This is a genomic window from Parabacteroides sp. FAFU027, from assembly GCF_022808675.1.
Lineage (GTDB): Bacteria > Bacteroidota > Bacteroidia > Bacteroidales > UBA7332 > CAXXIC01.
Genome location: NZ_JAKZKV010000002.1, coordinates 445,019 through 460,024 on the forward strand (window position 1 = coordinate 445,019; position 15,006 = coordinate 460,024).

A 15,006-nucleotide genomic window follows, 5' to 3' on the forward strand; every position below is an offset into this window, starting at 1 on the left:
ATTTAGGTGGTCTAAATCCGACAAGCGGCTTAGAGCCGCTTGTCGCGTTGGTATCAAAATGTGTATCCGACTTGCAATTGTAGATCGGAGCGGAGTCCTTTCAACTGACCTTCTCCGTGCAAATAATTTGCGCCAACGGTTAATAATCTTTTTCCACATTTCATATCTACACCGGTACCTACTGTAATGTAGAATTTCACATCACCGGAAATGTCATTTAACGGCTTAATGTATGTTGTTTCCGGTTTTATCTGATTCCATAGAGGTGTCGAATAATATTCATAATATCCCTTTGAACTCAGGTAAATCATACATCCGGGACCTCCTTTCATAAAAGGAATAAACTTTCTGCTACTGCTGTTAAATGAATACTTCAACAGCACAGGTATTTTCAGTGCTGTAAATTTAATATCTAAATTATAGATATACAGAAGCGGTTCGAGAGGACGTTCCACATTCGATTTATATTCGACAAAATTCAGTGCCGGAGATAACTGAATACAAAATCTGTTTCTTCCGGAGTAATCCGGATAGAAATCTACATTTGCACCGACTTCGTATGTCATTGCCGTCTTAAAATCAAGAGATTTAATCTCATTATAGTCATTGATATACATGTTATATGGGGGAGAAGTCAGGTTTGAGCTGCCTGACGATAAGAAAAAACCATAACCAACGCTATGTCTTTTACCTCTTTTCAGCTTCACACCTGGTCCTTTCCGAGACGGTAAGCTGAGGCTCTGATATACAGCGGCAATGGATATCAGATCTTTTGAGTTACAGGTCATCTTTTCGATCTTTTGAGCCAAAGCAGGCTGGTCATACGTTAAATACTTCAGCTGACCTTTAAACTTTTCGGCTTTAGCAAGTAACCGGCTATCTTCTTCCGCATCACCTGTTAGTCTGGCACGATGGTCAAGTTCGATTACAGACGTATCTTTCATGGCAAAATAGTGATCTTTTGAATCATCCGGGTAATAGAGAATATTTAGTGATCCCTGATATATGTATTCCAAGAATTGAGGAATATGAACTTCCGGAGTCAGGTACATACCGGAGACATAATACTTACCATCGGTGAAACAAAAAGATCTTAGTTGCTGCGGTGTATATATTGTCTTTTTTTGATCTGATTTTGATTTGAACACACAGCTTTTTGCATTTGCTCCTTCTCCTCTGAGGTTAATTAGCCCATAAACTGTATCACCTTGCAAAGTAATTATATACCCCGTTCTGAAATCAGATTGCGCTTTTAATGTCAAAATAAATAACACTGACAATAGCAGCAAGGGGAATCGTTTGTGTATTAGTACTCTCATATATGGTTATTTGTTTTTATCTTGGCTAACGTTGGAACTCTCGTGATCTAAATCCGATATACTCCAGAAAGCTAAAGCTCATCTATCTCACCGGTTTTGAGGTATCGTATCCCAGTTCGTAGTAATGGTTATTGTTGTAACCAAACTCCTGGATTATTTGCAGGCCTATTTTTCGGGTGTGAGCTTCAAACGACCTGGTATTGACTTTATTGATAAAGGTAATAAGTATAGGATATCTCTTTGCCATCTCTGCCCGGGCAAAGTCAAATATATCAACAAGTAAGCCACTTCCCCGGTATTGTTTATCGATACACACAGGGCCATACTGATAGGAGTTATCTACTGAAAGCTTTTGTCCAAGATATTCGAGGTCTGACAAACCTTCAATCATATATGCAAACATTGGCCATGCCGACCAGTATTGCCAGGAAGCCGCCATTACAAAAGCGATAACCTGATCATTTTCTTTGGCAATAAAGAGCCCATTTTCTTCATTGATTAATCGGGTAAGTTGCTCTCTTGTAAAAAGAGTGGTTATAAAACCATCTTTTTTGTCCTCTTCATCGATAGTAGTAATGTGATATTTCTTTTGAAGTTCGAGCACACCATCGATGTCTTCTTTTTTGGCTATTGCACGATTTATAGATACTGCATTCTTCCCCGGTTCTACGTAGCCTGTGATTCACCCCAAAGCCCTTATAAACAGCACGAAGACCTATGTCGTAGCTGTAGCTTTATTGAAATTTTCTAGGATCCGGGGTTGTAAATTTATAATTCAGATCACGTTCTAATCGATTTGTCAATATTTTCCTTCCTCGAAGTTGACTTTCGCATTGAATTTTATCCTGAATACCTTTTTGGTAATTAATAACATCAATTTTTCTGGGATGTAAAGGCGCTACAACATTGTAGGTTTTGCCACTAACATTTTCTTCTATCATTTGATTAATTACAAGGCATATATCATTGTAATGAACATGGTTGACAATTTGATCAAGATCTGATATTTTATACTTACTGAGAACTCTGTCATCTCCCATTAATCCACCCAATCGTAGAATATTCAATTGTGGAAATTTGCTTTTGATTAAATTCTCAACAAAAAGAATATTCTGATCCAGATCATCTTCTTCAAATGTATCTTCTTCAATGTCTGTATCTATTTGTGGATATATCCCTATTGAACTCATTAGAAAAATATGCTTCTTAAAACCACTAATCAATAAGCTCATATTCTCAAAACGATTTTCCAGTTGTTTTATATTCGTTTGTTTTGAAAATGGAACAGTAATGATTATTGCATCAAGATTGTTTATTATACCACAGCCTCTTTGTCCATGCATTATTTCATCATCTGAAAACTTTATGGCAATAGCCTCAAATCCCAGTGAACACAGTTTGCTTTTTTTTATTGCTGACGTGGTCGTTGCATATATTTTATAATCAGAATAGAAGTGAGATGCTATACGAAAGCCTAACCAACCACAACCTATAATACCCATCTTTTTCATACGTCATTATTTATTTTGTTTTGGCTACGTATGGAACTCGCATACGATGTCATACTCTTTGATGAACTTTGGTTCATGCTCGTTTCATATCAAGATTATTTAATCAATTGACTCCAGTTATCCGAAGACTGCAAAACCGCACTCAGCCGTTAGGCGACAAGCACCGCCTTTTGAAAATCAAGGCCTCCTGGCCCTACCTTAGTGTAAAAAACTCCTAACTTTCAGAACGACCACCAAAAATAACCATTCCTTCCCGATTATCCACCTCAAGTCCCTTCATTATGCAGAAAGCTGCTCCAGAGATTGAACTGAAACTACTTTCGTATTTTGCTATCGTATATTTTTGCAAGCCGGGAGGCTTGTTTTTAGCAATGACGAAAACAGAGTTTTCGCCAAATTACCGAACTACGGCCATCATACCTACAGGAAACAGGGAATTCAAATCAGCGGTTAAAAACCGCTGCACCCGGAAAGTCCCACCGGTTGGAGATATTCATCAAATCATCACATACTACGATAGTTCTTCTATTTTCTTTTATCCGGCGCGACAGGATAATGATATTTACCCTGTTTATCATTATCCTGCTATCAGGATTATCTATTCCGCAGCATTTTACTTTTATCCTGCTATCAGGATTTGACTTCCATCACACTTAATCAAAATCTTGCTATCAGGATTTTACTATCATTCACTTTTAATCCATATCCTGGTATCAGGTTTTTGCATTCAGTTGCATTTAACCAAAATCCTGCTATCAGGTTTTAGCAGTCATTCGCATTTGAACAATATCCTGGTATCAGGATTTACAGTCATTTGCATTCTATTAAAATCCTGCTATCAGGATTATACAGTATTTCACTTTTAGACTTATCCTGGCTACCACTATTCGTATCAACCGCAGCAACCATAAAGCCTCAACTGGCTGGATATCTTGCGGCAGCTATAAGAAGAATCCCCTGTTCTGCATAAGTCAAACAACAACCTCAATACGCATAAAAAAGCCGTAACAAGCTATTGAGCAACCAACTATGTCTACATCCCTTTTTATTCCAGGTTCTCCAAATCAGCACACAGCGCCTAGTTCATGTCTTGAGCGCAGCGGGGACTTGGACTCAAAACTATATCAGTTTTCAAACTGAATATTTCTCAAACAGTTACAAACTGCTCTTGTTTTAGGTCCAAGTTTTGAAAACTTGAACCAGGAGTTACCTTCAATGCTTACGACAAGAAGGGGATAGCTAAGCCGTCGCCAAACTACCTAACTGCGATTATTGTACATTACCGGAAACAGGTGGCCTATAAAAACGAAGATTACTACTAATTTCTTTCCAAAGATGCTCATATGCTTCTTCATCCGTCAAGAAATATTCATATGAGCTTCTATCTCCTTTTTCGCTTAAATAGAAAAACTCCCAGAAAGAATGAGCTTTTGTCAAAATTAAAGCATCTGGTTTTAACCCTTTATTTAAAGAGTACCATGTTTCTGGAACATTATTAACCTTCAATTTTTCTTCCAATTCTTCTTTTGTCATAATGAATGTACCATTAAAAAAGTTCATCCCCCCGTCCTGACAAAACCGCAGTCAGCCGTTCAACGACAGAATCCGACAAGCGGCGTGAAGCCGCTGTTCGGTGTGGGCTTCGAGACGCTTCCCGGCAAGCGAACAGCGGCTCTAAGCCGCTTGTCGCGTTGAGCTAAATCAAAACCTTCAGGTCTTAGCCAAGAAATAAACCGTCTGATCCTCCGAACGATCATCAAAAAATAACAAATCCAGTCTGATTAATCCATCTTATCCCTCCCTTTTTCTTCCAAGTTCACCAAATCAGCACACAGCAACTATTTCAAGTTTGTTATTCAAAACAACTGACTTTCGTAGGCTGGTATCTGGTATCGCTGGGGTTTAATAAGAAAAACGTCACAAAAGTCCCCAACTCTTGTGACGTTTTTTAGTGCTATCCGCAAAGCCCATTAAAGTTACAAACAAAGAACGAAATATTGATAGTGAACTAATAAAAAAAGGGAAGGACTAAATGATTCGTTTTTTATGATAATATGACTTTTGTGGCTTTTCTTCCAACAACAACAAGATAAGCTCCACTATCAAGATTAAACTCAATAGACCCTACCACATTGTTTCTGGTTTTTAGTAATTTACCATTAAGGGTATATACTTCTACCTTTCTATTATCTACGCCCTCTATTCTTATCTTATTATTACTTGCGTATATTTTATACGAATTATTTATTTGTACATCATTCAATCCTGTACTTCTGTTGGCATCGACAAAACCTACTGAGAATAAAGAAGAGGTGTGATTATTGAATTTAAGTTTTACATTGTGCAGACCACTTATAGATGCGATAGTTGTTTCCGATTTTTCAGAAAAAGTAGCGCCAGCAGTGGTCAATGCCTGGATATTGGCAAATGGAACTGTGTCAGAATCAAGGAACAGCAAATAACTTGCATCATTGGATAATGTCGCTGAATTTGCAGTGTAAACATAAGCTTTGTTGTATTTATTAGCTCCAAAATCAATAACCCCCAAGTCTAAACTTCCTCCTGATGTTCCTGCCAAATATCCTGAATTGTCAAGTGCGTTCATTGAATATATCCCGGCAGAACTTGGGACTCTGGCAAATTCGCTGAACTTTAATACAAGATCGGTATTTGTAGATGCAGTAATTGCGTTACTTTGATCAAAAGTATCTGAAGCAGACATAACTTTTAGCAGCTCGACCTCGTTTACTCTGAATTCCTGTGTCGAATTTGTAGAAAGATCTGCTATCCAGCCAAGATTTATTGTAGTGGTAGCCGGAAGATCGAATTCAATTCCATATAGATTAGTATCTGCTGCATCAGCTCCTATTTTACGACATGCTATAGAGGTTGATTCCACATCAGACATCGTAGGTACAATTTTAGATGCAAACATATAAGCACTGCTCATTTGATAAAGGGTATTGTAGTTTGCACCAAAGAAATACTTACCTGCAGGCAGCGTTACGCTTTTGTATAACTTAGCATTTTTTGCATCAGTGGTAGAGTTTGCAATGTCATACCAAACACCCATCATTAACGTACTATATCCAGGATATTTGTCAATCCCCTGCTTAGTTCCGCTTCCATCTGTTTGAGGAATGTTTAATGAACTTGTCCAATTTGCAGGTGTTCCAAAACGTTTTGATGAAGCGTCCTTTCGTTGGATATTCGTGTAGTTTTTCAGGTAAGTAGATGAAATATCGTTTCCGGCGTTATCCAACAGGAGTATTTCGTTTACTCTCATACTTCTCGTAGTGGCAGATGCAGCAAGAGTGCATGAAAATCCAATGGAAACCTGTGTTGTAGCAGGTAGCGTAAAAGTGCAACAATTTATCTGCATCGGAGATGCTGTGGACGTCGTACTCATATCATAGTACGCTAAAGCCTCTGTTGGGACTTTGGCAGATTCAGGAACTGTATTTCCGGCAGTGACAGATAAAAAATTCTCTCCTTTCGCATAGCCCCATGATTCATTGATTTTTATTTTTAATTTGTATGTTCCGGCAGGGAGTGTGACGGTTTGATAGATTTTACCATTTGTAATAGCCGGATCAGTAGCATTCCATTTTTGGATACCGATAGACTGGGTTGAATTGTAATTATCGTATCCACCTAAGCCTGATTGATTGAGAATGGCGTTGTTATAAACCCATGGTTCACCCAATAACCCAAAGCGGGAAGTTCCCAGGGTAATAGCATCCGAACGTGAGAAGATTCGTGCATCGGACAGATATTTCTTTGTAATGTTTTGTGAATAAGGATAGTTGATTATACCGCCTGTATTGCGTCCACCTGAGACAAATGAAATAATGGCAGCTTGTAAAATGTCTGCTGCTGCTTTTATTTCTGTTGAGATATTAGACGAATTTGTTAGCTTGGCTTTTGCAATTGCACTTTCGAGGCAGGCAATTGAATCACTATTATATTGTCCCGTACTAGTTCCAACATTCAGTTTGGCAATGCTATCAGTACGTTCCGCTGTTTTTATTAAACTCTGGAAATCTTCGTATGTAAACTGATTAAGTGTAATTTTAAATGCAATTCCTATGTCGGCTGTTGACGGCTTAGTTGTTGGAAGTGTTATTGTAAGGTTATCTGCTGAGCGGGTATAAGCCAACTCACCACCTCCCAACATTTTCAGACTTTTGATACTTTGAGTCAAATATGGAAAATTTGAACCCAAACTTTCCAAGACAGCTTTACCATTTGTAGGCCATCCCATAAGTGTTACATACAAAACGCTATCTCCCTTATGTACATAACGAATGTCTTTTACATCGTATGAGCTACCTTCGTTAAACCCTTGTGCGGTAAGCGAATTAGCTCTTTGTGCTGACGGTCCCTCACCGAATATTACCCAGGGGCGAGTACTGTAAATGCTTTCCTTGTTTACATCCATCCATGCTGTAATTCCCTGCAAAACTGCCGCTTCATTGCTATCATAAGTTCCGTTTCCTTTTAATGGGATATTTAATAATAAGTTTCCGTTTTTGCTGACAATATCTATAAGCATGTGAATAACAGTGCTTGCCGACTTATATGTTGCACCTTTTAAATAATGCCAATCGCCAATGCAGGTACATGTTTGCCAGTGTTTTTTCTGGGGTTTATCAGGGATACCACGCTCCACGTCCCACACCATGCATTCTTTTTCATCTTCAGTGAGTATTTTTCCAAAGATCACATTGTTTACTTTTCCGTTATTGGCATTTGCGCCTTTGTTATAGTAACTTGCTGCAATTTTCAGGCCCACATCGCTCACTGTTGAAGTTGAGCGATTACCGGAGTTATCAACAGCAACAAAAGGTAGCGATGTATCATCGAAGTAAATCAAATCCGGATTGTACTTATTGATCATATCCATCGTACGATTGTAAAATTTATCACAATAGGCTGCTGATGGAATTGAAGCCCCGTTTACCCAGTTCCATTCTGAGTGAATCGTACCTGAACTTGTCCAGCCTGAACTTGGAGTATGGTTTTGAGCGTACAAATCCTGAGGATCAAGACCTGCCCACCATTTTCCTGTACCATCTGCTGCAGTAAGGTTTCCATCATAATTTTGCGAAATTTCATACCATGACCATGCATGAGAAGCATGAATGCTGACACCAAAATACAAGCCTTGCGCTCTGGCTGCTTTTTCCCAACCTGACAATAAATCTTTTTTAGGTCCAATTTTGGCACTATTCCATGGCTGATATTTACTATCCCATAAATCCATATTATCATGATGGTTACCCAAAGCAAAAAAATACTTTGCCCCAGCCGCCTTATATACTTTTACTAAAGTATCCGGATTCCAGCTTTCGGCTTTCCAGCTATTCATCACCTCTTTAAATCCGAGTTTAGGATCAGTACCGTAATTGCTGGTAAACCAGTTGCGCTGCGACCCATCGAAATACATAAAACGTGCAAACCAGTCTCCTAATTCTGGTTGGCATTGAGGGCCCCAGTGTGCCCATATACCAAATTTGGCATCTTCAAACCATTCAGGTGCTGCTGAGTATTGTTTTAATGATTCCCATGTAGGTTGAAATTTTCCGGTTTCCATGGGTTCAATTTCTGTAGCCTTGATTGTTGTTATTCCAAGCAGGAATAATAACATCAGTGCAAGCTTGCTTTTCAAAACAGTTGTTTTCATTGAAGTGTAATTGTTAAGTAAATGAATTGTCCTGGTATTGACGGTCGAATAAGTTTTGAATTACAGAACAGAGGTTGTCAAAAAAACTGACAACCTCTGTTCTTAGTGATACTATTTAATTACTTTGTATGTTTTTGTTTTACCATCGCACGAAACAGAAACCAAATAAGCACCAAAACCCAATGGCGAGTTTATTGTTTTCATATTCTGACCGGCTTCCAAAATTGCTTTTTCATTAGAAAGAAGCATCCCCTGCATATTGTAAACAGAGAACTCAACATTTGATTTCTGTTCAAGACTCATATTGATCATGATTTTATTGTCTTTAACGAAAACTTGCTGATTTGAGATTGTTGTTATTTCATTGACTTTTGTGGTTGACGATATATCATATAACTCCATATTGTCTATATAAGCAATTGTAGCTCTGTTTGATCCGCTACAACTATTGATCCACAGATTCTGATTGTTTGCCAATGTTCCCGTTGTGAATGTAAAGTCTACAGCTTGCCAAACTCCTGCTGTATTTGCAACGATTTGATAATCAGAAGTGGAGTTGTTGATACCACATCCATTCATAGTAAAACTCAATTCTGCGTCAGTTTTTACCATTGCTTTAAAACGATATCTCGAATTAGCACTCACTTTGCCTGTTAATGCGTAGTCTAATGAAGTGCCACAAGAACCATACAGAGCAGCACAACTACTACCGCAATAAACTAAAGTAGTGTCAGTAATAATACTTTTTGATCCCCAGCCTCCGTAAGTTGACAAGCTGTTAAGATATGGATCGGCAATAATGTTTGTCAATGAAGGATACAGACTTGTAAAACCATCTGAATTTTTTCGTATTACTACCCGAACTCTTGCCTTAGCAGTACCACTGGTTAAAGTTATGTACCCACTTGTTGATGATTTACCATCGTATGTAACATTTACAGTTACTCCGGATGATGTAGCAGATAGAGACGATTGATTTACAGTAAAACCACTTGGAGTTGAAATTGTAATTGGATTTGATAAAGAAAAGCCTGATACATTAAACGAGCCGGTAGTTTTAATTTCATCAAATACAAGATAAGATGCTGTTGTAGTTACTGTCGGGTTGGGGTCTGCAGTTTTTGTCAGAACAAGGTCGTCAATATTTAAATTATAGCTTGCCGAAGAATTAGACTTCGCAAAGACGAGGTAGCAAGTGCCATTTGAAGGAGCCACAAAAGTGAATGTTCCTGAAGAAACAGCTTGCGCACTGGTTAAGTTGGCAGGAGGTGTGGTTGTAAATACACTTCCTAATGCATTTGTATAGGAAGCATTTGCAGTTGCTGCAGCAAAGGCTTTTGTTGCTGTTTCACTTGCACCCGATACACTTTGTTTATAATTGAAACTTAATTGATAAGTTGCTCCAGGAATTAAATTGGTTATTTTGTTGCTTATTGAACTGTATGAATTGCTACTTGCTGAGCCAAGGAAATTAAGTAAAAAGCTATTAGCGCCTGTTGATTCGTAACCGGAAGAGGTTTGAATACGCGATTTTGAGTCACCCCCATAAGTTAATCCAAGATCATTAATCCACAGACCAATGGGTGCACCTTCTGAATCCGCATTTTCAAAGCCACCATCAAACAGATTATTTTTAATCAAATCTACTGCTTTGATTAACTTGAATGTACCTCCGGAAAATGTATTGTTTTTATCGCACCAAAGGGGGGTGTCGGTAATTGAGTTATAGCCTATATATCCACTTGAATTGACTTTTAGGCGGATGTTGGATGCAGTAGCTCCGTCAAGAAACCATTGAGAATTTGCACCGTCAATACTGTTTGAATAAGTTGTTGACCATGAATTAGCATACCATTTCCCTAGATAATAGGCGGTGTCATTCTTGATGTAATAGGTGTCTGTCAAACCGGAAACCGGAATGAACTCGAAACGTTGTGTGGCTGATATTTCCGCTTTGTTTACGCTGGGTTGATTGGTCGGAAGACCTCCGATTACCATTCCGGTCCCGGTTGCTACAATGTAGTACTTAGCTCCAGATTCAGGAATAAGATTGGATGCTTTTGTAAGAAAAAAAGAAGTACATAATAGTACCGCACAAATGAAAATCTGCTTCATGATAACTTAATTTAAGGGTAAATAATAGATTGTCTATTTGATTCATTAGGAATCGGAGCAAAAGTATAGTGCACTGAAAAAAAATTGCAGCTCAATCAAATCATTCGTTGTCTCAAATGGCTCAAAATTCCCCGAAAACTGACTCTGCAAACTCAGTTGCAATAACATTATATTGAAATCCCGGAGCAACAACAAACAGCTATATCACTTAATTTCAAGCCAGTATAAATTCAACGCTCATAGTATAGTTATGAAATCTCTTTATAGCAGAGTTTGCCATAGTTTGAATACGTATAAGAATTTGAGTAACTTTGAGTGTATCTAATATTTATATGTTTTATGAAGAAACACATCATTTTATTACTGATATTAATTGTAAACTCACTGCTACCCATTCAAGCACGCATAATTCAAAAAATCAAGATGGAGCAGGGATTGTCAAGCAATTATGTTACAGGAATAGCACAGGATAAACAAGGGATAATGTGGTTTGCAACCATTAGCGGGCTAAACCGTTTTGACGGTAACAGATTTAAGGTATTTAGTAAATCGGGAAGAAATTCATTAAACGGAAATGGATTAAATGTGGTTTTTTCGGATTTAAATAACAATATGATCTGGATTGGCAATTCAAGAACAGGTCTAAATTCATTCAATTGCTTAACGTCTCAATTTACCAGTTATCGAAATAATCCTAAAGATAAAAGCAGTATTTGCAACGATGGTATTACAGATATTACTAATGGTACTGATGCAAATCTTTGGATTGCGACATATAGCGGAGGTGTAGATCGTTTGAATAAGAACACTCAGAAGTTTGAACATTTTGATAAATCGACTGTAAAAGGATTAGTCAGCAATATGTGTTGGAACGTCTGTGATGATCATCAGGGTAATTTATACGTTGCTCACGTCATGGATGGTATGAGCATTATCAATATAAAAGATAAGATTGCCCGGAATTACAGGAATAATCCCAGCGACCCCACCAGTATTCCAGATAATAATGTGTTTGTAGTCTATAAAGATAGCTACAATAACATATGGGTGGGCACCAAAAATGGATTAGCGCTTTTTAATCCAATTGATGAAACGTTTATTGTATTTCGGAGTATTCCGGGCAATAAAAATTCATTATCAAGTAATATCATCAAGTGTATTGATGAAAGTAATGATAAAAAGTTATTTATCGGAACGGAGAATGGGGGAGTGAATATATTAGATTTAAAACAGTTCTTTTTCACAAAATCACTTTCAAAAGTTACATTTGAGCATATAAAAGCAGGTTATGAAGTTGATCAGCTTTCTCATGCAAATATAAATTCTATTTTTCACGACTCTTACGACAATGTATGGATAGCAACTGATGGGGGAATTAATTTTTATGCCAACAACAATCTTCCGTTTCAATCCTACAATTACAATCCGGTTATCAATAATATGAATAGCCTGAGCCATCCGGTTGTTTCAGGACTAACTATTGACAAAAACTCGGCTTTATGGGTTGCCACTTACGGAGGTGGTATCGACGTTTTTCGGAACAATACTAAAATCAATAACTACAATCATTCCAACAATGTTGTGACAGATTTAATTATTTCCACCTTTGCTGATTCTGAGAATAATATCTGGTTTGGAGCTTATGGTGGTAAAATATATCGCTATAGCCTCAAAAACAAGTCTTTCAATAACATGTCAGCCTTGTTCAAATGCAAAAGCACCGAGATAAATTGTTTTCTTGAAGACAAATTTAAAAGAATTTACATTGGAACAAATAACGGCCTTTATATCTATAATTATTCATGCAACCACGTCGAATGGAAATTAGTTCATAATTCAGACAATGTTGCGAATATGGTTCATGCAATTTCGGAAGATGTATACGGCAATATATGGGTAGGTACATTAAAGGGGCAAATCACCATTTTTGATAAATCATTCAGAAAAATCAGATCGATAGGCACTAATAGTACAGCATGTATAAACCAATTCTATTGCGACTCTAAGAAGAGAATGTGGGTTGCTACAGGCGAGAATTTATTGATGTTCAGTAGCTGGAAGAATCAGGAATGTGACACTTTTGATATTAAACAGGAGTTGAAGAATTCATCTGTAAATTCCATCACGGAGGATTCGCACGGGCAGATTTGGCTGGGAACAAATTCGGGTATTTGCTGCCTCAATCCTGAAAATAAATCTTACGTAAATTACGACCATTTTGATGGTATCCCTATGGGTGACTTCAGAGTGGGAGCTGTTGCTAAATCAGATGACGGGGTGATTTATTTTGGTTCAGACAATGGTGTCTGTTATTTTAAGCCCGATGAAATTGCCAAAAGGAGCAAATTCCCAACGGCTTCAATTACAGATTTCAAAGTAATTGGCAATATGAATAGTTTACAGAACCAGGAAGCATTGTATAGTATAATCAATCCGATACAACTACGATATAACCAAAACACTTTTACTGTATTTTTCAATGTGCTTGATTATTCGTACAATAACCGGATTGAATTCAGTTATATGCTGGAAGGGTTTGAGAACGTATGGTATGATGTTCAGAATTCAAAGCAGGTTACTTTTCAAAATCTACCTCCGGGCAATTACACTTTTCATTTGCGCTCACGATATAAAAATCAGCAATGGATCGATGCCACTTCAAACTTATCTATTTCCATTTTACCTCCGTTTTGGCTAGCCTGGTGGGCCAAAGTACTCTACACTATTATCGTTTTATACACAGGATTTTATTTTATTCGATTATACAAACGTCGACTCCAACTGGAAAATTCGTTATACCTCGAAAAACAACATTCTTTACAGCAGCAAAACCTGAATGATGAACGATTTCGCTTTTTTACTAACATAACACATGAGCTAAGAACTCCTCTGACCTTAATCATTGGACCGTTGGAAGATTTTGTAAACGATATGAATTTACATGAGAATTACAAGAAGAAGATTACCATGATTTACAAAAATGCATCCCGCTTGCTCGATCTTGTAAATCAGATTCTTGAATTTCGAAAAACAGAAACTCAAAACAGAAAACTTTGTGTTTTACAGTCGGATCTTTCCAACCAAATACACGAAATAGCATTGAAATACAAAGAATTGAACAGAAATCAGAATGTCCGGATTCAATGTGTTGTAGAAGAAGGGAATTTCGAACTTGTTTATGATCCTGAGGTAATAATGATTATTCTTGATAATCTTATCTCAAATGCACTGAAATACACAAAAAAAGGAAGTGTGAGTATTGGTTTGAGAAACTTAAACGTAGACAATGGTAACTATATTGAAATAGAAATAAAAGATACTGGATGTGGAATTGAGCCTAAGACATTACCACATATCTTTGATCGCTATTTTCAGGCCGACAGCGAATTTCAGGCTGCGGGGTCAGGCATCGGATTGGCTATTGTAAAGAGTCTGGTTAAACTGCATGAAGCGGAGATATATGTAGAAAGCAAACTAAATGAGGGAACGATGTTTCGTGTCAGATTAGCCCGGACTGGATTATACTCTGAAGCATCTCATTTACAGGAAAATGAGCCATATGCTACTGAATCATTTGAAACGAAACCGATATTGCTTATTGTTGAAGATAATCAGGATATACAAGCTTATATAACAGATGTTTTTTCAGACTCTTTTCATGTAATCACAGCCAATAATGGGCAGGAAGGGCTTGAAATAGCTATTGCAAAATCCCCGGATATTATAATAAGTGATATCATGATGCCAGTGATGGATGGTATTGAATTTTGCAGTAAAATCAAAGACGATGTTCAAACAAGCCATATCTCATTTATATTACTTACGGCTAAAGATTCTATTCGGGATAAAACTACAGGATATTCAGTAGGAGCCGATTCGTATATTACCAAGCCTTTTAGTGCTGATCTTTTGAAAAGTAGAGTTTCAAACTTATTGGAATCCAGAAAGAAAATGGCGGCTTCATTTACCAACTCTATTTTGACGAAATCAGAATTGACAAATGAATCAATGAATAGATTAGATAAAGAGTTTATAATCAAACTGACTTCATTTGTAGAGGAGAATATTGAACACGAAGAAATAAATATAGCGACTTTAACAGATGTAGTGTTTATGAGTCGTTCTACATTATACCGTAAAATCAAAACTTTAACAGGTCTTTCAATTAATAAGTTTGTCCTTAAAATCAAGATGCGCAAAGCTGAGGAATTAATCGTTACAGGACAATATACGTTGACTGAAATAATGTCAATGGTAGGAATCAGTAGTTCCAGTTATTTTCGCAAATGTTTTAAAGATGAGTTTAATGTCAATCCTAGTGACTATGCAAAGAAATTAAAATAGAAGATTGTTCCAATGTTTTTTGAAGGTCACA

General features: G+C 37.3%; 8 protein-coding genes. 2 read left to right on the forward strand and 6 right to left on the reverse strand.

The annotated features are described in order from the left end of the window. Window positions 1-53 precede the first annotated feature (53 nt). From MLE17_RS04985 to MLE17_RS04995, 3 genes are all read right to left on the reverse strand, one after another. Entirely contained in the window at window positions 54-1,319 is a 1,266-nt protein-coding gene (locus tag MLE17_RS04985) for an outer membrane beta-barrel protein (protein WP_243347638.1), read from the reverse strand. 82 nt (window positions 1,320-1,401) lie between these two features. Further along, window positions 1,402-1,923 (reverse strand): hypothetical protein, encoded by a 522-nt coding sequence (locus tag MLE17_RS04990; RefSeq protein ID WP_243347640.1) that lies wholly within the window; start codon window positions 1,921-1,923, stop codon window positions 1,402-1,404. 130 nt (window positions 1,924-2,053) lie between these two features. Further along, window positions 2,054-2,830: a hypothetical protein gene (locus MLE17_RS04995; protein WP_243347641.1), complete on the reverse strand. Its 777-nt coding sequence runs from the start codon at window positions 2,828-2,830 to the stop codon at window positions 2,054-2,056. A 281-nt stretch (window positions 2,831-3,111) separates the two neighbouring features. Here MLE17_RS04995 and MLE17_RS05000 point away from each other — a divergent pair, with 281 nt between their 5' ends. Further along, window positions 3,112-3,471 (forward strand): hypothetical protein, encoded by a 360-nt coding sequence (locus MLE17_RS05000; RefSeq protein ID WP_243347642.1) that lies wholly within the window; start codon window positions 3,112-3,114, stop codon window positions 3,469-3,471. 628 nt (window positions 3,472-4,099) lie between these two features. Here MLE17_RS05000 and MLE17_RS05005 read toward each other — a convergent pair. The 3 genes from MLE17_RS05005 to MLE17_RS05015 all read right to left on the reverse strand — a co-directional run bounded on the left by MLE17_RS05005 (window position 4,100) and on the right by MLE17_RS05015 (window position 10,631). Then, window positions 4,100-4,363, reverse strand: coding sequence for a hypothetical protein (locus MLE17_RS05005; protein WP_243347645.1), 264 nt, complete (start codon window positions 4,361-4,363; stop codon window positions 4,100-4,102). A 511-nt stretch (window positions 4,364-4,874) separates the two neighbouring features. Beyond that, the gene (locus tag MLE17_RS05010) at window positions 4,875-8,516 is read right to left on the reverse strand and encodes an alpha-L-fucosidase (RefSeq protein ID WP_243347646.1); all 3,642 of its coding nucleotides are present in this window, start codon (window positions 8,514-8,516) and stop codon (window positions 4,875-4,877) included. Between the two features lie 111 nt (window positions 8,517-8,627). After that, window positions 8,628-10,631: a T9SS type A sorting domain-containing protein gene (locus MLE17_RS05015; RefSeq protein WP_243347647.1), complete on the reverse strand. Its 2,004-nt coding sequence runs from the start codon at window positions 10,629-10,631 to the stop codon at window positions 8,628-8,630. 339 nt (window positions 10,632-10,970) lie between these two features. On the opposite strand from MLE17_RS05015, the gene MLE17_RS05020 reads away from it, so the two are divergent. Continuing rightward, window positions 10,971-14,975: a two-component regulator propeller domain-containing protein gene (locus MLE17_RS05020; protein ID WP_243347648.1), complete on the forward strand. Its 4,005-nt coding sequence runs from the start codon at window positions 10,971-10,973 to the stop codon at window positions 14,973-14,975. Window positions 14,976-15,006: the final 31 nt, after the last annotated feature.

Bases quoted from the DNA above. Each gene is read 5' to 3' on its own strand.
- MLE17_RS05005 (WP_243347645.1), bottom strand. From the start codon at position 4,363: ATGACAAAAGAAGAATTGGAAGAAAAATTGAAGGTTAATAATGTTCCA.
- MLE17_RS05000 (WP_243347642.1), top strand. From the start codon at position 3,112: ATGCAGAAAGCTGCTCCAGAGATTGAACTGAAACTACTTTCGTATTTT.
- MLE17_RS05010 (WP_243347646.1), bottom strand. From the start codon at position 8,516: ATGAAAACAACTGTTTTGAAAAGCAAGCTTGCACTGATGTTATTATTC.
- MLE17_RS04995 (WP_243347641.1), bottom strand. From the start codon at position 2,830: ATGAAAAAGATGGGTATTATAGGTTGTGGTTGGTTAGGCTTTCGTATA.
- MLE17_RS04985 (WP_243347638.1), bottom strand. From the start codon at position 1,319: ATGAGAGTACTAATACACAAACGATTCCCCTTGCTGCTATTGTCAGTG.
- MLE17_RS05020 (WP_243347648.1), top strand. From the start codon at position 10,971: ATGAAGAAACACATCATTTTATTACTGATATTAATTGTAAACTCACTG.
- MLE17_RS05015 (WP_243347647.1), bottom strand. From the start codon at position 10,631: ATGAAGCAGATTTTCATTTGTGCGGTACTATTATGTACTTCTTTTTTT.